Source organism: Streptomyces sp. NPDC001070, assembly GCF_053598835.1.
The window spans coordinates 96,920-119,730 of the sequence record NZ_JBSFLB010000030.1 but is presented as its reverse complement, the minus strand read 5'-3'; the positions used below and the strand labels follow the sequence as shown (position 1 = coordinate 119,730).

Here is a 22,811-nt window from a genome sequence, read left to right as displayed (position 1 = left end):
CGCGACGCGGAGACGGCGCGTGAGCGCTTCGGGGTGACCGACGGCGTGACGGGCGCTCTGCACACCCGCACGCGGACCACGACGGCCGGGATCGCACGGGGGAACCGCCGCGCCGGATGCCGCGTTTACCGGAGTGAGCGCGGCATGTGCCGCAGACGGAGGCGGGAAGATGTCCAATCGCGCGAAGGTCGCCGTTGGCGGCGTGGCTGTCGGTCTGATCCTGCTGTGGATCCTGCCGGCATGGCTGGCCCTGCTGGTCATCGTGGGCGTCCCCGTGGCCGCCTACCTCACCCTCGACCCCTCCCAGCGCCGCAGGCTCCGCAGGGTCAACCGGCGTCAGATCGGCAGGTGATGACGCCCTGGGCCCGGCCGACGCTCAGGTCACGGAGCCCGCGGCGGCACCCGTCCTGAGGTCCGGGCCCCAGCGGTCGAGTGCGGCCTCCAGGTCGAGCGGGAGCGGGCCGGTGAGCTCCTGGGTCGTGGGCCAGTCCTCGCGGGGGACGCGCCACATGATCTCGAACTCGTTGCCGTCGGGGTCCTTGGCGTACAGGGACTTCGACACGACGTGGTCGCTGGAGCCGACCAGCGCGCCCCGTTCGGTGAGGACCCGGGCCGTGTCGGCCAGTTCGCCGAGTGTGCCGACCTCCCACGCCAGGTGGTAGAGCCCGACGCGGCCCTGCTCGGGTCCCGGCGCGTCCGCGCCGATGGCGAACAGGCCGAGGTCGTGGTCGTTGAGGGTGTCCTCGGCGCTCAAAAAGGCGGCGCGGCCGGGTATCTCCACGTCGACCTTGAAGCCGAACACGGCGGTGTAGAACTCGACGGACCGGGCGACGTCGCGGATGTAGAGCACGGCGTGGTTCAGACGGCGAACAGGCATGGGACGATCCTACGGGGCCATCATTGAAACTTCAATGAACCAGCTCGATATGCTGACCGCACGAGGGCCGACGCCCGTCGACCGAGGGGAGCAGAGGCACCATGACCGCGACCGTCACCGCCGTCAGCCGCGACGAGGGGCACCACTTCAGCAAGCCCGTCCGCCAGAGCATCCGGCTGCTGACCGGGCTCGGTGTCGAGGGTGACGCCCACCTCGGGGTGACGGTCCAGCACCGTTCGCGCGTGGCCCAGGACCCGACGCAGCCCAACCTGCGCCAGGTCCACCTCATCCACGGCGAACTCCACGACGAGCTGCGCACGGCCGGCTTCGAGGTCGCGCCGGGCGAACTCGGCGAGAACGTCACCACGCGCGGCATCGACCTGCTCGGCCTTCCCACCGGGACGCGGCTGCGGCTCGGCGCCGAGGCCGTCGTCGAGGTGACCGGGCTGCGCAACCCCTGCCTTCAGATCGACGGGTTCCAGGAGGGCCTGCTCAAGCAGGTCGTCGGCCGTGACGAGCACGGCGCGATCGTCCGCAGGGGCGGGATCATGGGCGTCGTCCTGGCCGGCGGAGAGGTGCGGCCCGGCGACCGGATCACCGTCGAGCTCCCCGAAGGGCCGCACCGTCCGCTCGAGCGGGTCTGAGCTCAGGACAGCGCGCAGGAGTTGACCACGTCCCCGCCGGCCGGTCGTGGCACCGTGCGGTCGGCGGGCGGTGTCCGTCCCTGCTCCACCCAGGACGTCAGCACGTCGAACGCGGCCCGGTAGCACGGCAGCATCGGGCGCAGCCGGTCCGGATACGTGTCGTACAGGCCGTCCACGTGGTTGCCCCCCTCGATCGTGTAGTAGCGGTGCAGCCCGCCCCGCCCGGCCGAGTCGATCATGCGCGCGTAGACGTCCGAGTCGGTCGCGATCGGCAGCAGCGTGTCCAGCGTTCCGTGCAGGGTGATCATCGGCTTGCCGATCCTGCCGGTGAGCGACACCCGGCCGACGGCGCGGTGCACGGAGGCCGGGCGCGCGGCGTAGTCGTAGTCCGCGTCCGAGGCGCAGGGCGCCAGGATCTCCGGAACCGTCGCGCCCGCGCTCGCGCCCGGGCAGGCCGGGTCGTAGGAGGGATCGAACTCGGCCCGGTACACCTTCTGCGTCAGGCCCCAGTACGCCTGCTGGTGGTAGGCCCACAGGAACTCCGAGCCCGGCGCGAATCCCGCCGCCAGCAGATCGTCGTCGGTCGCCCGGCCCTGGGCGCGGGCCACCGTGACCGGCAGGGAGGTCAGCAGATTGGGGCCGTCCGCCGTCCAGAGCGTGCCCTCCCAGTCCACGCCGCCGTCGTAGAGGGCCGGGTGGTGCTCCAGCTGCCAGCGGGTGAGATAGCCCCCGTTGGAGATCCCGGTCATGTACGTACGGTGCGGCGTGCGGCCGTACCGCGAGGCCACCGCCGCCTTCGCGGCCACCGTGAGCTGGGTCGTGCGCCGGTTCCACTCGGCCATCGCGTCCCCGGGGCGGCCGCCGTCGGTGTAGAAGTCGGGCCCGCTGTTGCCCTTGTCGGTGGAGGCGAAGGCGTAGCCCCGCGCGATCGCCCAGTCGGAGATCAGCACGTCGAGCGAGTACTGCTTGCGGGTGCCGGGCGCGCCCGTGACGATCAGGCCCCCGTTCCAGTGGTCGGGCAGCCGCAGCACGAACTGGGCGTCGTGCCGCCAGCCGTGCGTGGTGTTGAAGCCCGATGTGTCCGGGAAGTAGCCGTCGACCTGGACGCCCGGCACGCCGGAGGGGCGGTTGGTGCCCGCCGCGGACAGGCCCGCCTGGTCGGCGGTGTCGGTGTACGCGGTGCCCGCCAGAGCCGTGGTCGTCATGTCGGGCAGGCAGGCCTTCTGCTGGTGCTCGGCGCCGGGCACGGTGACCCGGTCCAGCCGGGCGCAGTGCCCGGCCGTACCCGCGGGCGTCTCAGCCCCGGCGGGGACCGCGGCGGCGCCGAGCGCGAGCACGGCGGCGGTGAGCAGGGGGACGCCTCTCCAGGGGCGCATGGGGAGCCTCCATTGCGGGTCGGGGATGGCTGCCGCCACATCGTGGCCGTCCGTCCCCGGCCCGGCCATGGCGTCGCCCCACGCCCGTACCGGCCCGCTCATGGGGCCGCGTGACATGCGTCACCACCGATGGTGACGCCGCGCAGTACCCTTGGCCCATGCTCTTGCTCGTGCGCCGCCGTCATGTGGACTTCGTCCGCGTCACGAGCATGTCCTGTCGCCGCAGCGGCTGATCCTCACCCCACCCCCTCACCCTTCACTCGGCCCCGGGCCGCCCCCCACCAGGACGGCGTCGCGGAGCGTCCGGTCACCGCCGGCGTGCCGGGTCCCCAGCCTGCGGAAAAGACACCATGACGCTCCAGCTCCCCGTGATCGACCTGTCCGCCGCCGACCGCGGCCCCGAGGCCCGTGCCCGCCTCCACCGTGAGCTGCACGCCGCCGCCCACGAGGTCGGCTTCTTCCAGCTCACCGGCCACGGTGTGACCGCCGGGGAGACCGCCGCGCTGATGCGGGCCATCCGCGCGTTCTTCGCCCTCCCCGAGGCAGACCGGCTCGCCATCGGCAATCTGAACTCCCCTCACTTCCGCGGCTACACCCGCACCGGCGACGAGCGCACCGGCGGCAGCCGGGACTGGCGCGACCAGCTCGACATCGGAGCCGAGCGCCCGCAGCACATCCCGGCCGGCGACGAGCCCGCGTACTGGTGGCTCGAGGGCCCCAACCAGTGGCCCGCCGCCCTGCCCGAGCTGCGCGAACTCTCCCTGGCCTGGATCGACCGGCTCAGCCGAGTCGCCCACCGGCTGCTCCACGAGCTGCTGGCCTCCATCGGCGCCCCCGAGGACTTCTACGACGACGCCTTCGCCGATGAGCCGCACCTGCACCTGAAGCTCGTGCGCTACCCCGGCACCGCTCCCACCGGCGGCAACCAGGGTGTCGGCGCGCACAAGGACTACGGCTTCCTCACCCTGCTGCTCCAGGACGAGGTCGGCGGCCTGCAGGTGGAGCGCTCCGACGGCCGCTTCCACGACGTGCCCCCGCTGCCCGGCGCCTTCGTCGTCAACCTGGGGGAACTGCTGGAGGTCGCGACCGACGGCTACCTCAAGGCCACCAACCACCGGGTGGTCAGCCCGCCCGGCGCCCGCGAGCGCTACTCGGTGCCCTTCTTCTACAACCCCCGGCTCGACGCGCGTGTCGCGCCGCTCGCCTTCGAGCACGCCCACCGCGCGCCCGGCGCCACCCGGGATCCGGCCAACCCGCTCTTCGCCGAGTACGGCCGCAACGAGCTCAAGGGCTGGCTGCGCGCCCACCCCGAGGTCGCCCGCAAGTACCACCCGGAGCTCGTCGGGGCGTAGCGCCCGCACCGGCTGAGACGCGCGGCCCGCGGCGCCCGCGGTTACGGTGCCTGCATGGGCACGGGTCCCGCCGAGGACGGCACACTGCGGATCGGCACACCGCCGCGCTGGCTGCGGCTGCTCCCCGTCGTCCTGCTCGCCGCGCTGATCCTGGCCCAGGGCGTCACTCCCGGCGACGTGGAGCTGGGCGCCTACTACGCGGCGGTGGCGCCGCTGGCCGCGCTCACCTACGGAGTGCCGGGCACCGCGGTGCTCGCCGCCGCCGTCGTGGTCGTCATGGATCTCCCGGTCGTCGGCTCGGGCACCCTGGTCGGCGCCGAGCTGGGGGCCGTGGTCCTCATCGGCGTCCTGAGTGTGGTCATCGCCGCCGTGCAGCAGCGTTTCCGCGGCCGGCTCGTGCTGGCCCGGTCAGTGGCCGAGGCGGCGCAGCTCGCCGTGCTCGCCCCGGTGCCCGCCGAGGTCGGGGAGGTGCGGTGCGCCGCGCTGTACCGGGCCGCGCAGCGGGGCACCCTGGTGGGCGGTGACCTCTACGACGTAAGGCCCGGGCCCTTCGGCGTGCGGGCCCTGGTCGCCGACGTCCAGGGACACGGTCTCGCCGCGGTCGGCACGGTCGCGGCGCTGCTCGGTGCCTTCCGCGAGGCCGTGCTCGACCAGCGCGAGCTGCGCGGGGTGGCGGAGTGCCTGGAGCGGCGGATCTCCCTGGACGCGGCCGGGGACCGCGAGCTGTTCGCGACCGCGCTGCTGCTGGAGTTCCCCGACGGCGGGTCGCGGGTGCGCCTGGTCTGCCAGGGACACCCTCCCGCGCTGCTGCTGCGCGGCCGCGAGGTGCTGGAGTTGTACTGCGATCCCGCCCCGCCGCTCGGCGCGGGCCTGCCCGGCCAGTCACCGCCCGTCCCGTCGGTGGTCACCCTGCTGCCGGGGGACGTGATCCTCGCGTACACCGACGGCGTCACCGAGGCGCGCGACGCCTCGGGCACCTTCTATCCGCTCCACGACCGGCTCGCCGCCCGGCTGGCCGGGGGCACCGACGCCACCCCGGACGCGATCGTGGACGCCGTCTGGGAGGATCTGCACCGCCTACGCGGGCGCGGTGGGTGACGACGTCGCCCTCCTGGCGCTCGCACCCCGCTGAGCCCCGCGGAGCAGGTCAGCCCTTGCCCTTGGCGGTGTTCAGCCCGGGGCGGCCCTGCAGCCCGGCGGCCTCGGCACGGATCTCCGGCAGCTTGGCGTAGAGCTCCTTGCCCGGGCAGTCGGTCATGTAGGCGTCACGGTGGCCCGCGATGACGTGGAAGACCGCGCGCTTGCCCTTCTTGAAGCGGCTCTTGCTGTTGGTGGACACCAAGGTGACCTCGCCCCGGGGATCGATGCCGGACAGCCCGAGCTTCCAGGCGGCGATCCGCGCGATCGCCTCCAGCATCACCTTGGGCACACTGCCCTTGGCGTCGTAGGTGCCGATCGCGGCGATGCCCATCGTGTCGCGGTTGAAGCCGACCGCGTGCGCCCCGGTGACGGGGCGGCTCGTGCCGCCGGCGCGGCCCTCGTAGATCGTGCCGCACTTGTCGACGAAGAAGTTGTAGGCGACGTCGTCCCAGTGGCGGCTCTGGATGTGACCGGAGTAGATGTCGCGGATGATGCGCGGCACGTCCTTGCACTTGTAGTCGTTGCCGCTGTCGGTGTGGTGCAGGAACACCGCCTTGACGGTGTGCCCGTAGTGCGGGGGCTCGGTGCGCAGGGACTCGTCGGCCCCCCAGCTCTTGCGGGAGACGATGGCGGGCTGGTGGGCCGGGTAGAGGGGGACGCGCTGCAACCTGGCCCGGGCCGCGAGGTCCGGGAAGGGCATGAGCTGGGGGCTGGGTGCCGGGCGGGCGTGGACGGAGGGCGGGTCGCTGTGGACGATCGCGCCGTGCACACCCAGTGCGGCCACGGCGACGAGGCAGGCTGTCCCGGCGGCCGTCGCCCAGACGCCCGTCACACGGCGCGGACGCCTGGCCGCGCGGCGCGCGTGCTTGGCCGCACGGTGTGAACCCATGAAATGAACATCAGCTCATATGACTGGATCGTGTGGGGAGGACACGCCGAGCGGTGCGTCGGGCTCACCCGGATGCCCTCCCCGCGGCCCCTCGCCGCGCCCCTCCCCACGTCCGCGGGAGCGCTACCTCAGATACGGCCCGTCCGAGCCGACCTTGCCCGGCGCGGCGTTGCTCCCGCCCAGGTCGAGCACGTACACCCGCAGATTGCCCTTGCCGGGCGCGTCGACCGACAGGCTTCCGCCGGTCACCGTCCTCACCGCACCGGTCACCGCGTCCTTGTACGTACCGTCGGGTATCCCGGTGAAGGTGGCGCCGCCGCTCACCGCGACCAGCACGAAGCTGTCCACGCCGGTGGCGCCGTCGGTGTAGCGCCGCTTGAAGGCCATGTCGCCGGTGACCCCGGCGGTGGAGTACTGGCCCATCTGCAGCGCGGGGATCGCCCGCCGGATCTGGTTGAGCCGCTGCACGTGCTTGACCAGCGGCTGCGCCAGCGTGGTGGCCACCGGCCCGGACGCGGCGCCCACGGTGCCGAAACCGGAGGCGGTGACGGTGCCCTCCAGGTTCGCCCCGTAGTAGGCGCGGCCGGTGGTCGCCAGCGGGCAGGTGGGGCCGCAGTCGATCTGCTTGCCCTTCTGGAACTCGATCTCCGATCCGTAGTACAGCGTCGGGATCCCGCGGAAGGTCCACATCAGCGACATGTTCTCGGCCCAGGCGTCGGTGCCCTCGGCGTAGCGGAAGGACGACTTGTTGGGGCCGTAGTCGTGGCTGTCGACGTAGACGACGTTGTACGTGGCGTCGTTGGTGCTGTCGTCGGAGTCCTTGCCGTTGTTGAAGGCGTTGGACGCGTAGCCGAAGTTCATGTGCATGCGCATGTCGATGACGTTCATCCCGGAGAACCGGCTGTGGTCCGGGGTGTGGTAGCTGTTGCCGTCCAGGAGGGCGTTCGCGGACGTCGGCTGGTCGGCCGTGCCGAGCTGCTCCTCGTAGGTGTACTGCTCCAGCGCGGCGGTGGCGTCGTCGTCGCTGTAGGTCCTGCGCTCCTTCCACGTGTAGAACTGCGCGGAGTGGTTGACCGAGCCGCGGTTCCACTTGTCGTTGACGAAGGCGGCGACCTCGCCGAAGACGAAGAAGTCCTTCGCCTTGTCCGCGCCGAACCTCGCCGTCACCTCGTCGTACATGGCTGGGAGGAAACGGCGGTTCCAGGTGACACGGGGGATGTGCACGGCGGTGTCGATGCGGAAGCCGTCCACGCCCATGCCGATGTACTTGTCGTAGGCGCCGATCAGGTAGTTCTGCACCTGCGCGTTCTCGGTGTTGAAGTCCGCCAGGTCCTCGTGGAGCCAGCAGGAGCGGGAGTCCTCGCCCTCCCAGTTGCCGATCCAGCACTGGTGGTAGAACTTCGAGGGGAACATGCCGGAGGTCGGGCTCGGCCACTGGCAGTTGTAGAGGGTGTAGCCCTCGGCGCTCTTCCCGCCCGTCGGGACGCCCCAGTTGACGCAGGTGTTGCCGCTGGGCTCGGCGGTCGACCACAGGTCGCCGTTGTAGTACGACTTGCCGGAGACCGGCTCGACGGTGAGGCCGTCGTATTCGAAGCCGACCTGCTTCTGGTCGTAGTACCAGCTCCACTGGGCGTCGCGCACGCCGTAGACGGTCGGTGTGAACAGGCCCTTGGCGCCCCAGCGGGAACTGTGGTTGTAGACGACGTCCTGGTAGATCTTGATGCCCTTGGCGTGGGCGGCGTTGATCAGGTCCTGGTAGGAGGCGCCGGCCGACTCCAGGCGGGGGTCGACCCGGTAGAAGTCGTAGCCGTGATAGCCGTGGTAGTCGTAGTCCGAGCGGTTGAGGACGACGGGCGTGATCCAGATCGCGGAGAAGCCGAGGCCCTTGACGTAGTCGAGCTTGTCGACCAGCCCCTTGAAGTCCCCGCGGAACATGGGGTCGCCGCCGGCGGCGTTGCCCGACTTCACGTGCTGGCTGCCGCCGCGGTTGTTGGCGCTGTCGCCGTCGTAGAAGCGGGCGGTGAGGACGAAGTAGATCGGGTCCTTGCGCGGGTCGCCGCCCAGCGGCTCGCCGGGGGTGGTCCGCGGCGCCTCCCCTGTGGTGACGCCCGCGGGGGAGGAGGCGGCCGACACATTGCCCGCCGCGTCGAGCGCCTTGACGGTGTAGGTGTAGGCGGTGTGCTCCTCCAGCCCGGTCTGGGTCGTCACGGTGGAGGTGACGTGGGAGATCGACGTGCCCTTGGTGCCGCCGGTGCGGGTGACCTCGTAGCCGGTGACGGCTGTGTCGTCGGTGGCGGCGGTCCAGCTCACCACGACCGACGTGCCGGTGGCCCCGGCGGTGACGCCGGTGGGGGCGGTGGGCGCGGTCGTGTCGGGCTCCGTCCCGGCGCAGGGGTCGTCGGCGTCCGGGGTGACGACCCTGTTCCTGACCGTGCTGACGCCCTCGGTGAGCCGGTAGTTGGCTCCGTTGTCGTTGTCCCAGGTGCCGTTGCCGTTGTTGAAGGTGGCCTGCCAGGCGGTGGCGCTGCCGAGGTCGACGGTCCTGCGCACCCAACCGGTGCAGGCCGCGTCCATGGCGACGCCGGGCACGGTCGTCCAGGCGCCCCCGGCCGGTGCCCAGTGCAGGTTGTAGGTCGTCCAGCCGACGGTGTCCGTCGCGTAGTACACGGTCGCGCCGTGACCGGCCGGCTCCTCGGTGCCGGTGCACGGGTCGCTGTGGGCGACCACTCCGTCCTTGACGGTGATGGTGCCCGTGCCCAGTTGGTAGTTGGCGCCGCCGTTGTTGTCCCAGGTGCCGCCGCCGTTGGTGAAGGTGGCCTGCCAGGCGGTCGCGGTGCCCAGGTCCACGGTCAGCTTGACCCAGCCGGTGCAGGCCGCGGCCATCCGCGTACCGGGCGGGGTGGTCCAGGAGCCGCCGGAAGGGGCCCAGTGGAGGTAGTACGCGGACCAGTTCCGGTTGGCGGTCGCGTAGTACACCGTGGCGCTGGTCGGTGTGGCGCCCGCGCAGGGGTTCACCGTGGTCACCGTGCCGGAGGAGACGGCGCTGGTGCCCGTGCCCAGTTGGTAGTTGGTGCCGCCGTTGTTGTCCCAGGTGCCGCCGCCGTTGGTGAAGGTGGCGGAGAGCCCCGTGGCGCTGCCCAGGTCGACGGTCCTGCTGTACCAGCCGGAGCAGGCCGCGTCCATCGCGACGCCCGGCGCGGTGGTCCAGGTGCCGCCGGTGGGCGCGTAGTGGAGGTTGACGGTGGTCCAGCCGGAGGCGGGACGGTAGTACACCGTCGCCGAGGCGGCGGCGAAGGACGGGCCCGTCGGCAGCAGGCCGAGCAGCAGGCCGCCGACGAGCAACAGCACGTTGCGCAGCGCCTGGTGGCGTCCAGGGCGCGCGGGTCGGGTCATACGGGGCTCCTCGGGCAGGGCCACCGGGGCGGCGGCCGGTGCGGGTGAGGCGGGCCCTCCCGCGCGCCACGAAAGGAACAGCCCTATGTTTCCTGCAAGTTGCTGCAAGAAGCTTCATGAGATTACTGGGCCATGACAGGGTGGTAAAGGGGTCCCGCGCGTCGACGCTCAGTAGTAGTCGCGCATCAACTCGGTGGCCCAGGCGGGCTGGAACGCCGTGTCACGCGGCCCGAACTCGGCCATCCACGGCTTGATGTCGAGCACCGGCGTGCCGTCGACCGCGTCGAGCCCCGCGACATGGACGTCCCGGCCCTCGACCCGCAAGATCTTGCAGCGTGACACCCCCAGGCGATTGGGCCGGTTCTTGCCGCGCTGGGCGAAGATGCCGATCAGCGGCCACTCCGTGTTGCCGCGCGGATGGCGGGCCCCGGTCTCGATCCGCTCCTCGGGAACCCGGTCGAAGTGGAAGACGACCTCCAGGTGGGAGAAGGTGTCGAGGCCGTACAGGGCCTCCGGCCCGAACCGCTCGGCGTCCAGGCGGATCACCGCCTCGACCCCGCCCCAGTCGTCGTCCTCCACCGGCCCACGGCCACCGGTCACCCATCCGATCGGCCGTGTCTCGATCTCAGCCATGTGCGTTCCCTCCGCTTGCCGGCGTGTTCCTCTGGCCACTATGTGAGATATGGGTATCACTTTGTGGACAGTGTGGCTAGCGTGCGGGGCATGACGAGGGAATGGGACGCCACCACGTACGACAGCCTGCCGTTGCCCCATGCGCACTGGGGCCGCCGGACCCTGGGCCGCCTCGCACCGCGCGGCGACGAGCGCGTGCTCGATCTGGGCTGCGGTACCGGGCGCGACACCGAGGCGCTGCTCGCGCTTGTCCCGCACGGCCGCGTCGTCGCCGTCGACGGCTCGCTGCGCATGCTGGAGCAACTCCGCCGGCGGCTCGCCGGGCGCCTGGACAGGGTCGAGGTCGTGCACGCCGACATCACCGGACCGCTGCCCGTGACCGGTGAGGTGGACGCCGTGACCAGCGTCGCCACCTTCCACTGGATCCTCGACCACGCGGCGCTCTTCCGCGGCGTCGCCCGCGTCCTGCGCCCCGGCGGGCGCCTCGTCGCCGAATGCGGAGGGCTGGGCAACATCGCCGCAGTCTCCGCGGCCGTCGACGACGTACTCGGCCCGCAGCCCGCCGTCTGGAACTTCGCGGGCGTCGAGGAGACCGAACAGCACCTGCGCGACGTGGGGTTCACCGACGTCGAGGTCGACCTCGTGCCCGACCCGGCCCGCCTCCAGCCGGGCGGGCAACTGCTCTCCTACCTGGCCGTCGTCGTCCTCGGCGGGCAACTCGAGCGCCTGCCCGGGGAGGAGCACGATGCCTTCGTCCGGGCGGTGGCCGAACGCCTGCCGGAGCCCGTCGTGGACTACGTGCGGCTGACGGTCTCCGCGACCCGCGGCCCGCGGCCCTGAAGAGGCCGGAGCGTAATTCGCTTGCGGGCGAAGGCCCCCGCGGGGACCATCACCTCTGCGCCACCCGGCACGGGCGGCCCCGCGACCGGGGGAGCCCACGGCCGCGGCACAGGAGAACTCCCGAAGAGAAGTCGGCACCCTGTTCACCAGCTTCGACCACCTCCCGTTCCCGGCCCGGACGCGGGCCATCGCCGAGCACGCCCGCTCCCTCGACGACGACGGATACCGTGCCGCGCGCGCCGCCCTCGCCTCCGGCGGCCCCGACGACCGGCACCTCGCGCTCTTCGCCGCCGTGGCCCGCCGGGACCTCGAGACCGTCGCCGCCGCGTTCGACGACCCCCCGCTGCGCCGCCGCGCCCTCGCGGCCGCGATCCGGCTCCCGGTCCCCGACGCCGCCCTGGCCCGGCTCGCGCTGAGCGGGATCCGGGGTGTGCGGCACGACACCTGCCGCGTCCTGCGGCTCTCCCGGCGCCACGACCTCGCCGCGCGGCTGCTGCCCGAGGTGCGCGAGCGCCACGGCGACACCGAGGCGGCGCATCTGCTGCCCGCCTGCCCGCCCGGAACGGTGGCGCAGTGGCTGCCCCGGCTCGACCCGCCGGACGGCGTGCTCATGTCGCTCGCGCGCACCGCGCCGCTCGCGGTCGCCGCGCACCTCGTCCGGGCCGCCGAGCAGTCCGACGACCACTACTCCTGGTTCCGGCTGATCCGCCGCAGCCTGCGACTCGTCACCACGGTCGCGCGCCAGGACCCAGGGGCCGCGCTGCTGCTGGCCGAGAGGGCGCCCCGCCTCATGACCGCCGAGGCCACGGCAGTCGCCCTGCGCCGGCCCCGGGAGCTCCTCGCCGCCGTCCGCAGGGCAGGTGTCGAGGAATTGCCGCTCGCCGACACGCCGTTGTCCCGAGGCGTTCGGCGCGCGCTGCGCGGTCTGGCCGCGGAGGAGCTCGCCGCACTCGCCTCCGTCTGCCGCACCGACTCCGACGGGCACCGGGACGCGTCCGAGCCGAGCACCGCCGATCCACTGCTGGCCCTCGTGCCGTCCGGCATGCGGGCCCGCCTCGTACGCGAACGCGTCCCGGCGGCCGAGAGCCGGCACAGGGTGCCCGTCCGCGCCATCGCCGCGCTGACGCCCGAGGAGCGCGCCGAGTTCGTCCGGCCCCTCATGTCGTCACATGCCCGCCGCCGGGACTCCGCACGGGCCCGCTTCGGCGTGCTGCTGCCGCTCGCCGAGGCCGAGCCCCTGTACCGGGAGATGGCCGACGACTTCGCCGCCCACGAGCGGCGCACCGCCTGGGCCGCCCTGCTCGCCGCCGCCGCGTACCACGGCGACCCCGTCGAGTACGGACGCGTCTTCACCTCCTGCGAACGCGCCTGGCACGACCAGTTCTCCGTACGCCAGGCCGCGCTCGCGCAGGCCGCCACCGCCCCCGCCCGGCTGCTCGCCGCCGTCCCGTACGCCGCGCTGCGGGACGCCGCCCTGGCCACCGTCCAGTCCCGGGACTCCGTCCCGTACACCCTGGAGACCGCCGAGCGGCTGCTGCGCCGCGTCGTCCTGGGGGCCGCGGCCCGTCGCGACCACGAACTGGCCGCCGCCGTCGCGCTGCTGCTCGCCCAGGTCGTCGCCGACCCGCGCTTCCCCGCGCAAGGAGCGCCGCTGGCCTTCGACCCGTCCACCGCCCGGGCGATCTGGGCCGCGGCGGGACCCGGTGCCGGGACCGGGCAACTGCTCGGACTCGCGGCCCTGCTGGAACGGCACGCCGCCGCGCTGCCGGGATGCGACGCCTTCCTCACCCGTACCGCGCTCGGGAGCGACGACCCCGCCGTCGCCGCCCGCGCCGCCGGGGTCTGGCTCGCAGACCCCGCCACGCGCGAGGAGCGCGTCGCCGAACTCCTCGCCTCCGGGCGACCGTTCGCCGTTGTTCCCCGTGTCCTGTGGACGGTGGCGCGGCGCCGAACGGATCTGCTGGACGATCTACTGGCGGCGGGCGGCACCGGGCCGTGGGTACCGCGGCTTCCCGGGACGGTCGGCGGCCGCTGGCTGCCGGCGCAGCGCGCGGCGCTCACCCGCCGTATCGAGGCCGTCGCCGTCGACGGGGACGTCCCTATGCGGCAACGTGCCGACGCCGCCGCCCTGCTGCGTGACGCCCCGGCCCTGCGGCGGCTCGTCGCCGGAACGCTCCCGCAGCCCGTCGTGGCCGCCGCCCTGACCGCGCTCGGGCAGGTGGCGGACCGCGACGCGCTCGGTCCGCTGCTGGAGCACGCCGCCACGGGCGGAGTCCGCGGCCGCGCCGCGATGGCGGCACTGCGCCGGCTGCTCGACGGCCTGCCCGACGCGGAGGCCGTGGAATGGCTCAGCGGGATCGTGTGCGACCCGCGGGCGCCCGTCGGCTCACGGAAGGAAGCGGCGCGTGCCTTGACCGCACGGCCCGGTGAGGCCGCCTTCGGCGCGCTGCTCGACGCGTGGGACGTGCCGGGCCAGCACCGCGACGTGCTCGCCGTGCTGGCCGCACCGCTCACGGCGCGCATCGAGCACCCCGCGATCGCCGCCCGGTTGCGGCGCCACCTGGGGCACGCGGCTGTGCGCTCGGTGGTTCTCTCGCGCCGGCGGGACGCCGTGCCGGCCGCCGCGCGGGAGGCGTACGCGCACTTCCTGGCCGGGCTGGTCTGGGAAGGCGGCGTCGAGGAGGTCGTGACCGCGGCCTGCACGACTTTGGTCGCCATGGGCGGCGCCGAGGGCGCGGACGCGGTGGTCTCGGGTGGGCTGGCGGCGGCGCTGGCCGACCTGGCGCGCCCGCACGAGGAACGGTTCGCCGCCGGGACCGCGCTCACCGGCACCGCCCGTTCCGGCACCGCGCTCACCGCCCTGCGCGCGGCGCTCGGCGCACTCGCGGACCGGGGGGAGTTGCGCCTTCTCGACCGGCTCGCTACGGACCGCCGTGGCCGTTCCGCCGCGGTCGAGGACGCGTACGCCGACGCCCTGGAACGGGCGGGGCTGCCGCGCGCCGCCACCCGCGTGGCCTTCGACGCGGCGGTCGCGGCACTACGTGAAGGAGACGCGGGCCTGGCGCGCTGGAACCGCTGCCTGAGACTCGCCGAACGCCATCCGAACGCCCTCGGCCGCAAGGGCTCGCTCCATCTGCCCACCGACGCGCGGGAGCCGCTGAAGGCCCTCCTGGCGGTGGCCCGCGCCCTGGGGGAGCGCCCCGGCACGCTGGCCGGGCTGGTCGCGGTGCTCCTCGTCCGCTCGGGCGGCGCGGCCGCCGCGTGGGCGGATCCGTGGCCCGCCGAACTGGACGCGCTGCGGGCCCATGCCGACCCCGACGTGGCCGAAGCGGCGCTGGTCGCGCAGCTGCGGCGGGTGACCTCCCCGGGCGGGTGAGTCGGCGTCCCGCGCGGCCGGTCGCGGCTCAGGCGCGATGGACGAGCGACCCGATCACGCCGCGCCACCGCTCGCCGGTGTCTGCGGCGCCGGCACCGAGGGCCCCCATGCGCAGCGCGGGGAAGGCGGGAGGGTAACCGGCGTGGACGAACACCCGGTCAGCCGGGTCGAATATGCGGTCGAAGTCGGTCATGTGGCGGTGGCGTCCCGTCGGATCGGAGCTGTTCGGGCCGGTCGGAGGACGATGGCTGCCGGGCTCCCACGACTGTGCGACCGGGGCGCCGGCGACCCCACCGGTCCGCGCCGGCCGTCACATGCGTCGTGTGAGGCGCAGCTCCGTCAGGTACCGCTTGGTGACACGGCCCCCGTGGCGGCCGTCGATGAGCGAGCCGATGCACGCCAGCAGGCCCTCCCGCTGAGCTGTGGGCAGGGCCCGGTGGTTGGAGTAGCTGAGCAGCAGGTCGAGGTACTCGGTGGTGGTGTACGGCAGTTCGCGCTCGTAGCGGTGGAAGAGGGCCGGACCGAAGCGCCCGGAGCGGTCGGTCTCCTCGCTGTCCATGGGGATCTCGGCCGCGGCGGCCTGCCGCAGCCCCGGCGGGGTGGCCGGGTCGAAGCGCTCGTAGCACTCCTGCACGTCCACGAAGAAGGCCTTGCTGCCGCCGGCGACATGGTGGGTGCTGACCGTGGCGAGGACACCGCCGGGGCGCAGGGCGTCCGCGCACTTGGTGACGCGTACCGCGGGGTCGATCCAGTGGAAGGCCGTCGCCGAGACGACCGCGTCGAAGGGCTCGTCCGGCAGCGGCCAGTCCTCGAAGGCCGCGGTCACCACCTCGACCTCGGGGAAACCGGCCAGCCGGCGCCGGGCGACCGCCGCCATGGCCGGACCCAGCTCCACGGCCGTGATCCGGCAACCGCGTTCGGCGAGCGGGACGGTGGCCTGTCCCGTGCCGCAGCCGATCTCCAGCACCCGGGCGCCGGGGCCGAGCCCCCCCGACTCGGCCAGGTCGTCGAAGAGCGCGGCCGGATAGCCCGGGCGTGCCCGGTCGTACAGTTCGGCGTCCTCGTCGAAGACGGCCCGTAAGGAAGAGATCTCGTCGGCCACCCGTCGAGACTAGTCCGGCGGCAGCGGAATCGCGGGCGCCTGCGGCGACTGCAGCAGGACGTTCCGGATGTAGTCCTCGACGGCCGCGTCCAGGCCCACGTCGCGCTGGGCCTGCTCGGACATGAACCAGCGGTGCTCCAGCAGCTCGTGGTAGACCTGCGCGGTGTCGAGGGAGCCGCGCAGCTCGCGCGGCACGGCCCGGACCGTCGGCCGGAAGACGTCGCGGACCCAGCGGTGGGCCAGCACCTCGGGGCGCGCGCCCAGCGGGTCGCCGGGGACGTAGTCCTCCTGGGTGGCCATCCACGTCTCGAGGTCGTTGAGGAGACTGCGGGCCTGGTTCTCCTCGGCGTCCAGGCCGGTGAGGCGGAGCAGCTGGCGCTGGTGGTGGCCGGCGTCGACGACCTTGGGCAGGAAGGTGACGTTGTCGCCGTCGGGCGACTTCTGGATCTGCATCTCGGCGACGTCGAAGCCGAGCTCGTTCAGCCGCCGGATGCGCCGGTCGATGTAGTGCCGCTTGGTCACCGGGTAGACCGACTCGCGGGTCAGCTCGTGCCACAGCTCCCCGTAGCGGTCGGCGATGGCCTGCCCGACGGTGACCGGATCCACGGACGGGTGCAGCGAGCCGCCCGCCTCCAGGTCCATCAGCTCGCCCGCGATGTTCACCCGGGCCACCTCGATGTCGTACTCGCGCTGGCCGCGCGAGAGGCTGGGCTGGATCTGACCGGTCTCGGCGTCCACGAGGTAGGCGGCGTACGCGCCCGCGTCACGCCGGAAGAGGGTGTTCGACAGCGAGCAGTCGCCCCAGGCGAAGCCCGCCAGGTGCAGCCGGACCAGCAGCACGGCGAGCGCGTCGAGGAGCCGGTTGACCGTGCCGGGGCGCATCGTGGTCTCGAACATCGAGCGGTACGGCTGCGAACCGCCCAGGTGCCGGGTGATCAGCACCGGCTCCAGCGGCTCGCCGCGGTCGTCGGTGCGGCCGGTGACGACGGCGAGGGCGTCGACCGCCGGTATGCCCATGCGGTCCAGGTCGCGCAGCAGCCCGTACTCGCGGACGGCCGCCCACTCGCCGACCTCCTTGACCGCCACGACCTCGTCCCCGGCGAGGGCGAAGCGGACGACGTGCCGGGAGATGCCGCGCGGCAGGGCCACCAGGTGCTCCTCCGGCCACTCCTCCAGCGGCACGTTCCACGGCAGGTCGAGGAGGGTCGCCGGATGGTCGGGGGAGGTCGCGGTGATCTGCAGGTCCATGGCGCACAGTCTGCGGCAACGGGTTGATCGCGCACGACACCGGGGAGGGCGCTTACGCTGCGGGACATGAGGGAACGGCTGGTGGTCATCGGTGGGGACGCGGCGGGCATGTCGGCGGCGTCGCAGGCACGCAGGCGCCGGAAGCCCGGGGAGCTGGAGATCATCGCCTTCGAACGGGGGCGCCGCACCTCCTACTCCGCGTGCGGCATCCCGTACTGGATCGCCGGTGACGCCACCGGCCCGGACAGGCTGATCGCCCGCACGCCCGAGAAGCACCGCGCCCATGACATCGACGTGCGGCTCGGCACCGAGGTCGTCGAGATCGACCGGGACCGGCGCCGGGTGCGCACCCGGGATGCCTTCGGGGCCGAGGACTGGACGGAGTTCGACCAGCTCGTCATCGCCACCGGTGCCGTGCCCAGGCGCCCCCCGATCCCGGGGATCGACGCCGAGGGCGTGCACGGTGTGCAGATCCTCGACGACGGCGAGGACATCCTCGGCTCCCTGGACAGCAGGCCCCTGCGCAACGCCGTCGTGGTCGGCGGCGGCTACATCGGCGTGGAGATGGCCGAGGCCATGCTGCGGCACGGGCTCCGCGTCACGCTCGTCGAACGTTCCGAGCAGCCCATGGCGACCCTCGACCCGGACATGGGCCGGCTCGTCCGGGAGGCCATGGAGGGCCTCGGCATCACCGTCGTCTCCGGCTCCCCGGTGCGCGAGGTCCTCAGCGGGACCGACGGCCGGGTCCGCGCCGTGGCCACCGACCGGGGCGAGTACCCCGCCGACGTCGTCGTGCTCGGCCTCGGCGTCGATCCCAACACCGGACTCGCCCGCGAGGCGGGACTGCCGCTCGGTGCGAGCGGCGGGCTGATCACCGACCGCGCGATGCGCGTACGCGGCGAGGAGGGGATCTGGGCGGGCGGCGACTGCGTCGAGGTCCTCAACCTGGTCTCCGGCGTGCTGCAGCACATCCCGCTGGGCACCCACGCCAACAAGCAGGGTCGGGTCATCGGCACCAACATCGGCGGCGGATACGCCACCTTCCCGGGCGTGGTGGGCACGGCCGTCAGCAAGGTCTGCGATCTGGAGATCGCCCGTACGGGGCTGAAGGAGTCCCAGGCGCGGGCCGCCGGGCTGCAGTACGTCACCGCGGTCATCGAGTCCACCAGCAGGGCCGGTTACTACCCCGGTGCCGCCCCGATGACGGTCAAGGCGATCGCAGAGCGGTACACCGGACGGCTGCTCGGGCTGCAGATCGTCGGCCGCGAGGGCGCGGCCAAGCGCGTGGACATCGGCGCGGTGGCGCTCACCGCGGGCATGACCGCCGAGCAGATGACCGGGCTCGACCTGGGCTACGCCCCGCCGTTCTCGCCGGTGTGGGACCCGGTCCTCATCGCGGCGCGCAAGGTCGACGGAAAGGTCCGCGCGGACGGTCCGGGTGCCTGAGCCGCCGTCCGGGCTCCTTCCCGTCGTGGCCGCTCAGAGGGGCCGGACGGCCAGCTTGTCCAGCGCCTCCAGCAGTCCGGGGAGCTCCGGACCGCGGCCGACCGGCAGCACCTCGCCCGGCTCCTCGTCGAGCAGCACGAAGGCGATGTCGTCCGTCCGCGCCACCAGGCTCCAGTCCTCGCCGTCCACCCGCAGAGTGCGCACGCCCTCGCCCGCGGAGGTCGAGCGTATGCGGCCGGGCGGCGGGGGAGTGCGCAGATACTCCTGGGCCGCTTCCAGGGCGCGCCGCACACCGGGGTGGACACCGCCGGAGGCCGCTTCCGTGTTCCCGGACTCCTCCTCGGTCCCGCTCGATTCGCCTGCTTCACCGGACTCTTCGGAGGCGTCGGATTCGCGGGATGCATTGGGTTCAGTCGATTCGGCGGATTCGCCGGAGCTGTCCGAAGAGTCGGAATCAGTCAGGGCGTCGAGCTGTTCCCGCCAGACCCGCCACCGCAGCGCTATCTCGTCGGCGCCAAGGCGCCGCTGCGCCGGCCCCCACTCCTCGGTGTCCGGCGGGGAGAGCGGCCGCCCGGCATCCGCCTCCGGCGGGTCGTGCGGAGCGGGGACGCCGGGAGCGGCCACCGCGACCGGCAGCGGCCAGCCGGGCAGCGCGGCGACCACGGAGCGCTCGTCGGGGGACAGGTCGTACTCCAGCCCGCAGTCCCACGCCGCGAGGGCGCAGGCCACCAGGGCCGCGTCGCTGATCGCCACCGTCCACCGGGCGCCCGCCCCGTCCTGGCCGAAGACGAGGCCGTAGCCGTCGTCCACCGGTTCCAGCCCGAGTTCGGCGCACGCCGCCGGATAGTCGTCGGCCAGGACGCTCGGGAACTGCGCGGGCGTCAGCATCGCCGCCGTGAGCACAAACAGCGCGTCGTCGTCCGTCGCGGACACGGGCATCCCCTCTCCGGTGAGTTCTCAGGTGGTGGGCGCACCCTAACCACCCGGTAACACCCGCGTCGAGACCGGGGCCCGCCCTGTGGAAAACCATTCGGTGCCCCGGCCGGCGGCCCGGGCCCCCGCGCCAGGGCCAACTCCCGCTCCCGCCACGGCGCCCGCCCGTGAGGAACCGGCACCGTCGCCTCCGCTTCGACGGGGGCGGCTTCCTGTGGACCGCACGCGTCGGGCACGCCGGCCGACCCCGGCGCGCCCCGGGTGCAGGGTGGGGACCCGCGGGGGCGCGGTGCCGGGTGGGACCCGCGGGGGCGCGGTGCCCCCGGTTGCCCGCCGCGGAGCGGGGCGACCCGGGCCTTGCGGGGTTCCGGCCGCGCCCGGGCGGGAACGCCCCTGGGGGAGAGGGGTGATGGCCATGGCCGCATGGCTCCGGAGGCCCATCGGAGAAGGGAAGCCACGGAGGTCACGGAGACCACAGGAGCCCGGGCCCCCCGAGGCGGAGGCGGCGCGCCGGGCCTCCCGTGAACGCAACCTCTTCGAAGCGGCCGCCGCCCACGTCGCCGCGTCCGTCGAAGGGGACGAGGAGGGGATCGAGGCCGCGGCTGGGCGCGTCACGCCGGAGGCGCTGATGTTCGGGATCAGCGAACTCGCCCGGCGCGCCGTGGTGGTACTCGCCCAGGAGCGCGGCGTCCCGCCGCGGGCGGTCGCCCGGTCGCTGCTCGGGCTCCCCGAAGCCTGACCGCCGGCCCCGGAGGCGGCGGGTCCTCACATCCGCTCGTCCCCGCCGGGGGAGACCGCCTGCGCCTGCGTGCCGTATCCGGGGAGGAAGAGCCTCAGGGCGCAGTGGTCCACGGCCTCGACGTGCACCTCGCACTCCCAGTACGCGCTCAGGCGCCGCGCGACGTCGACCAGCCGGCGCCGCTCCTCCCGCGAGTACGCGGGGAAGCGCACCCAGCCGCGCTCGGAGATCGTACGGCCGAGCTCGTTGAAGAGCGTGGTTCGCGCGCGCTGCTCCTCCTCGTCGGTCAGCGGCGTGGGGTCGCCCTCCTTGGGAAGCAACCGGACGTTGTAGAGCTCTCGGGTCACGGATGGCTCACAGTTCTGGTCGGACGGTTGTCGCGCAGGCTACCGGCGCAGTGGGAGCAGCCGGATCCGCCTCCGGGCGGTTTTCCGGACTCCAGGGCGTCCAGGGTGGTGCGCAGCCAGCCGAGTTCGGCCCGGGTGGTGGCGCGTGCGATCGTCAGGACGCCGCGCCGGAACGGGTCGTCCAGTTCCTCCGCCCGCAACGGCCGCTCGCCGTCGTAGAAGAAGCTCGCCGGCTCCTCCAGGAAGGCGAGCCGGCGCCGCAGCACGGCGCCCTGCAGGGCCGGGTCGTCGAGATGGCGCAGGAAGGCGAGGACCGTGAACCACCGGTTCTCGTCGGTGATGTCGGCGTCGTCCGGTTCCGCGAGCCGGCGGCGCAGCTCCGCGCGGCCCTCGGCGGTCAGGGTGAGCACGTGCCGCGGCGCGGCGACGGCACCCGGCTGGGTATCACGGCGCAGCAGTCCCGCCTTCTCCAGCCGCTTGATGGCCGGGTAGAGCGTGCTCTCCGCGACCGGTTTGACGTGGCCTGTGAGCGCGGCGATGCGTTTGCGCAGCTCGTAGCCGTGCAGGGCGGCGTCGTAGAGGAATCCCAGGATCGCGAGTTCCAGCATGGATGCCATTCTGCCGCACCGGCGCTGTACATCGCTATCGCTATACCTCGGCGTCGATGTATAGTCCGGTTCCATGCAGCAGACACAGTTCACCCACGACGGGGCGTGCATCCGCTGGACCGAGACGCCCGGATCCGGCCCCGCCCGCGTCTACGTCCACGGGCTCGGCGCGGCCTCCGCCGTCTACTTCGCGCACATCGCCGCGCATCCGGCGCTCGCCGGACGGCGTTCACTCCTCGTCGACCTGCCGGGCTTCGGCATCAGCGACCGGCCCGCCGGCTTCGGCTACTCCCTGGACGACCACGCGGACGCCCTCGCCGCGGCACTCGACGCCGCCGGGACGGGGCCGGCCGAGGTCATCGGGCACAGCATGGGAGGCGCCGTCTCGATCGTCCTCGCCGCACGCCGGCCGGACCTGGTGGCGCGACTGGTGCTGGCGGAGGCGAACCTGGACGCCCGTCCGCCCGTGACGGCGGGCAGCAGCGGTATCGCGGCCTTCACCGAGGAGGAGTTCGTCCACGGCGGCGGCTTCGCCCGCGTCCTGGACCGGGTGGGCCCGCTCTGGGCCGCCACCATGCGGCTCGCCGACCCCGTCGCGCTCCACCGCAGTGCCACCGCACTGGTGCGGGGGAGCGAGCCGGTCATGCGCGAGCTGCTGCTCTCGCTGCCGATTCCGCGCATCTTTCTGCAGGGCGAGCTGAGCGGTGAAGTGACCGGCCGTCCCGCGCTGGAGGCGGCCGGGGTGTCCGTGGTGACCGTCCCCGGCGCCGGTCACAACATCATGTTCGACAACGCCTACGCCTTCGTCGACGCCATCGCGAGGAACCGTTCGTCGGTGTCCGTGTAGGAGGTCATGGTCCACCCCGAGGACTCCAGCAGCGGCCCCAGATTGGGTTCGGCGCGCAGATCGTCCGGGGTGAGCTCACGGCCCTGCCGGGCGGCCAGCGCCGCCCGGCCGATGGGGTGGAAGAGCGCCAGCCGGCCGCCCGGCCGGGTGACCCGGGCCAGCTCCCGCAGGCACGCCCGGGGGTCCGGCAGGTGCCCGATCAGCCCCGCCGCGAAAACGGCGTCCACGGTGCCGTCCCGCAGCGGCAGCCGCGCGCAGTCGGCGAGCAGGAGGGCGCCGAACTCCCCGCGCCCGGCCCGTACCGCCGCCGCCAGCATCTCGGGCGTCAGATCGGCCCCCACCACCGTCCCGGACGGCCCCACGGCGGCGCGCAGGAACGGCATCGCCCGCCCCGTGCCGCATCCCGCGTCGAGGACCGCCTGACCGTCCCGCAGACCCAGTTCGGCCACGCCGGCCCGGTACGCCGGGCCGTCGTCGGGGTAGCGGGTGTCCCAGTCGGCGGCGCGGGCGGCGAAGAACTCGCGGATCTGCGCGGGGTCGGTGTGCACGACGGTCCACCTCCGGTTCAGGGCGCGCGCCGGGGCGCACGGGACGCGGGGCATCATGGTCGCATGATCCCGCTCCGCTCCGTCGCTCTGTTCCTGCTCGCCGCGCTGCTGGAGATCGGCGGCGCCTGGCTGGTCTGGCAGGGGCTGCGCGAGCATCGCGGATGGGCGTGGGTCGGGGTCGGGGTCATCGCCCTGGGCCTGTACGGATGCGTCGCCACCCTCCAGCCGGACGCCGAATTCGGCCGCATCCTCGCCGCCTATGGCGGGGTGTTCATCGCGGGCTCGCTCGTGTGGGGGATGGTCGCCGACGGTTACCGGCCGGACCGCTACGACGTGGCGGGCGCACTGGTGTCCCTGGTGGGGGTGGGAATCATCATGTATGCCCCACGCAGCGGCTGAAATACGCTCACCGCGTGCAGGTTCGTGCCGCACGCGATCGTTGTGGGCCGCATCTGGAAACCACGCTGTCAAAT

The 22,811-nt window shown here is 73.4% G+C and carries 22 protein-coding genes; 10 read left to right on the top strand and 12 right to left on the bottom strand.

All coding sequences use genetic code 11. The features are described 5' to 3' along the window. The first annotated feature begins 169 nt into the window (after positions 1 to 169). Positions 170 to 352 (top strand): hypothetical protein, encoded by a 183-nt coding sequence (locus tag ACWDAS_RS31690; protein ID WP_450397854.1) that lies wholly within the window; start codon positions 170 to 172, stop codon positions 350 to 352. A gap of 24 nt (positions 353 to 376) precedes the next feature. Here ACWDAS_RS31690 and ACWDAS_RS31685 read toward each other — a convergent pair whose 3' ends face one another. Beyond that, positions 377 to 877, bottom strand: a complete 501-nt coding sequence (locus ACWDAS_RS31685; protein WP_450397852.1) for a VOC family protein — start codon at positions 875 to 877, stop codon at positions 377 to 379. 101 nt (positions 878 to 978) lie between these two features. Between ACWDAS_RS31685 and ACWDAS_RS31680 the strand changes: the two genes are divergently transcribed. Continuing rightward, on the top strand, positions 979 to 1,521 hold the full coding sequence (locus ACWDAS_RS31680; protein ID WP_450397851.1) for an MOSC domain-containing protein: 543 nt from the start codon (positions 979 to 981) through the stop codon (positions 1,519 to 1,521). Between the two features lie 2 nt (positions 1,522 to 1,523). Here the strand turns inward: ACWDAS_RS31680 and ACWDAS_RS31675 are convergent, their stop codons facing one another. Beyond that, positions 1,524 to 2,897, bottom strand: a complete 1,374-nt coding sequence (locus ACWDAS_RS31675) for a tannase/feruloyl esterase family alpha/beta hydrolase (protein ID WP_450397849.1) — start codon at positions 2,895 to 2,897, stop codon at positions 1,524 to 1,526. A gap of 350 nt (positions 2,898 to 3,247) precedes the next feature. Here ACWDAS_RS31675 and ACWDAS_RS31670 point away from each other — a divergent pair, with 350 nt between their 5' ends. Then, a complete protein-coding gene (locus ACWDAS_RS31670; RefSeq protein ID WP_450397847.1) occupies positions 3,248 to 4,249 on the top strand; it encodes an isopenicillin N synthase family dioxygenase in 1,002 nt (333 codons plus the stop codon). A gap of 54 nt (positions 4,250 to 4,303) precedes the next feature. After that, the gene (locus tag ACWDAS_RS31665) at positions 4,304 to 5,347 is read left to right on the top strand and encodes a PP2C family protein-serine/threonine phosphatase (protein ID WP_450397845.1); all 1,044 of its coding nucleotides are present in this window, start codon (positions 4,304 to 4,306) and stop codon (positions 5,345 to 5,347) included. A 49-nt stretch (positions 5,348 to 5,396) separates the two neighbouring features. On the opposite strand, the gene ACWDAS_RS31660 is transcribed toward ACWDAS_RS31665, so the two are convergent. The 3 genes from ACWDAS_RS31660 to ACWDAS_RS31650 all read right to left on the bottom strand — a co-directional run bounded on the left by ACWDAS_RS31660 (position 5,397) and on the right by ACWDAS_RS31650 (position 10,304). Next, a complete protein-coding gene (locus tag ACWDAS_RS31660) occupies positions 5,397 to 6,278 on the bottom strand; it encodes a peptidoglycan recognition protein family protein (protein WP_450397843.1) in 882 nt (293 codons plus the stop codon). Positions 6,279 to 6,401: 123 nt separating this feature from the next. Continuing rightward, on the bottom strand, positions 6,402 to 9,671 hold the full coding sequence (locus ACWDAS_RS31655; protein ID WP_450397841.1) for a carbohydrate binding domain-containing protein: 3,270 nt from the start codon (positions 9,669 to 9,671) through the stop codon (positions 6,402 to 6,404). A gap of 168 nt (positions 9,672 to 9,839) precedes the next feature. Next, complete coding sequence (locus tag ACWDAS_RS31650) at positions 9,840 to 10,304, bottom strand: SAM-dependent methyltransferase (RefSeq protein WP_450397839.1); 465 nt, start codon at positions 10,302 to 10,304, stop codon at positions 9,840 to 9,842. A gap of 90 nt (positions 10,305 to 10,394) precedes the next feature. Between ACWDAS_RS31650 and ACWDAS_RS31645 the strand changes: the two genes are divergently transcribed. After that, positions 10,395 to 11,144: a class I SAM-dependent methyltransferase gene (locus ACWDAS_RS31645; RefSeq protein ID WP_450397838.1), complete on the top strand. Its 750-nt coding sequence runs from the start codon at positions 10,395 to 10,397 to the stop codon at positions 11,142 to 11,144. 292 nt (positions 11,145 to 11,436) lie between these two features. After that, the gene (locus ACWDAS_RS31640; protein WP_450397836.1) at positions 11,437 to 14,520 is read left to right on the top strand and encodes a hypothetical protein; all 3,084 of its coding nucleotides are present in this window, start codon (positions 11,437 to 11,439) and stop codon (positions 14,518 to 14,520) included. Between the two features lie 28 nt (positions 14,521 to 14,548). Here the strand turns inward: ACWDAS_RS31640 and ACWDAS_RS31635 are convergent, their stop codons facing one another. From ACWDAS_RS31635 to ACWDAS_RS31625, 3 genes are all read right to left on the bottom strand, one after another. After that, positions 14,549 to 14,713 carry a hypothetical protein gene (locus tag ACWDAS_RS31635; RefSeq protein WP_450397835.1) on the bottom strand — a complete coding sequence of 55 codons (165 nt, stop codon included), beginning with the start codon at positions 14,711 to 14,713 and terminating at the stop codon, positions 14,549 to 14,551. A gap of 117 nt (positions 14,714 to 14,830) precedes the next feature. Further along, positions 14,831 to 15,622, bottom strand: coding sequence for a class I SAM-dependent methyltransferase (locus ACWDAS_RS31630; RefSeq protein WP_450397833.1), 792 nt, complete (start codon positions 15,620 to 15,622; stop codon positions 14,831 to 14,833). Between the two features lie 9 nt (positions 15,623 to 15,631). Further along, positions 15,632 to 16,870, bottom strand: coding sequence for a DUF4032 domain-containing protein (locus ACWDAS_RS31625; protein ID WP_450397832.1), 1,239 nt, complete (start codon positions 16,868 to 16,870; stop codon positions 15,632 to 15,634). A gap of 66 nt (positions 16,871 to 16,936) precedes the next feature. Here ACWDAS_RS31625 and ACWDAS_RS31620 point away from each other — a divergent pair, with 66 nt between their 5' ends. Further along, complete coding sequence (locus tag ACWDAS_RS31620) at positions 16,937 to 18,316, top strand: FAD-dependent oxidoreductase (RefSeq protein ID WP_450397830.1); 1,380 nt, start codon at positions 16,937 to 16,939, stop codon at positions 18,314 to 18,316. Between the two features lie 33 nt (positions 18,317 to 18,349). On the opposite strand, the gene ACWDAS_RS31615 is transcribed toward ACWDAS_RS31620, so the two are convergent. Beyond that, positions 18,350 to 19,255: a hypothetical protein gene (locus ACWDAS_RS31615; RefSeq protein ID WP_450397829.1), complete on the bottom strand. Its 906-nt coding sequence runs from the start codon at positions 19,253 to 19,255 to the stop codon at positions 18,350 to 18,352. Between the two features lie 403 nt (positions 19,256 to 19,658). On the opposite strand from ACWDAS_RS31615, the gene ACWDAS_RS31610 reads away from it, so the two are divergent. Continuing rightward, the gene (locus tag ACWDAS_RS31610; protein WP_450397828.1) at positions 19,659 to 19,988 is read left to right on the top strand and encodes a hypothetical protein; all 330 of its coding nucleotides are present in this window, start codon (positions 19,659 to 19,661) and stop codon (positions 19,986 to 19,988) included. A gap of 26 nt (positions 19,989 to 20,014) precedes the next feature. On the opposite strand, the gene ACWDAS_RS31605 is transcribed toward ACWDAS_RS31610, so the two are convergent. Both ACWDAS_RS31605 and ACWDAS_RS31600 read right to left on the bottom strand, forming a co-directional pair. Then, positions 20,015 to 20,335 carry a hypothetical protein gene (locus ACWDAS_RS31605; protein ID WP_450397826.1) on the bottom strand — a complete coding sequence of 107 codons (321 nt, stop codon included), beginning with the start codon at positions 20,333 to 20,335 and terminating at the stop codon, positions 20,015 to 20,017. Further along, a complete protein-coding gene (locus ACWDAS_RS31600; RefSeq protein WP_450397824.1) occupies positions 20,332 to 20,943 on the bottom strand; it encodes a PadR family transcriptional regulator in 612 nt (203 codons plus the stop codon). Before ACWDAS_RS31600 ends, ACWDAS_RS31605 begins: the two co-directional genes overlap by 4 nt. A 73-nt stretch (positions 20,944 to 21,016) precedes the next feature. On the opposite strand from ACWDAS_RS31600, the gene ACWDAS_RS31595 reads away from it, so the two are divergent. Then, positions 21,017 to 21,790, top strand: coding sequence for an alpha/beta fold hydrolase (locus tag ACWDAS_RS31595; protein ID WP_450397823.1), 774 nt, complete (start codon positions 21,017 to 21,019; stop codon positions 21,788 to 21,790). Here ACWDAS_RS31595 and ACWDAS_RS31590 read toward each other — a convergent pair. Beyond that, complete coding sequence (locus ACWDAS_RS31590; protein ID WP_450397821.1) at positions 21,739 to 22,395, bottom strand: class I SAM-dependent methyltransferase; 657 nt, start codon at positions 22,393 to 22,395, stop codon at positions 21,739 to 21,741. The genes ACWDAS_RS31595 and ACWDAS_RS31590 overlap by 52 nt on opposite strands. Positions 22,396 to 22,401: 6 nt before the next feature. Here ACWDAS_RS31590 and ACWDAS_RS31585 point away from each other — a divergent pair, with 6 nt between their 5' ends. Then, a complete protein-coding gene (locus ACWDAS_RS31585; protein WP_450397819.1) occupies positions 22,402 to 22,737 on the top strand; it encodes a YnfA family protein in 336 nt (111 codons plus the stop codon). The last annotated feature ends 74 nt before the right edge of the window (positions 22,738 to 22,811 follow it).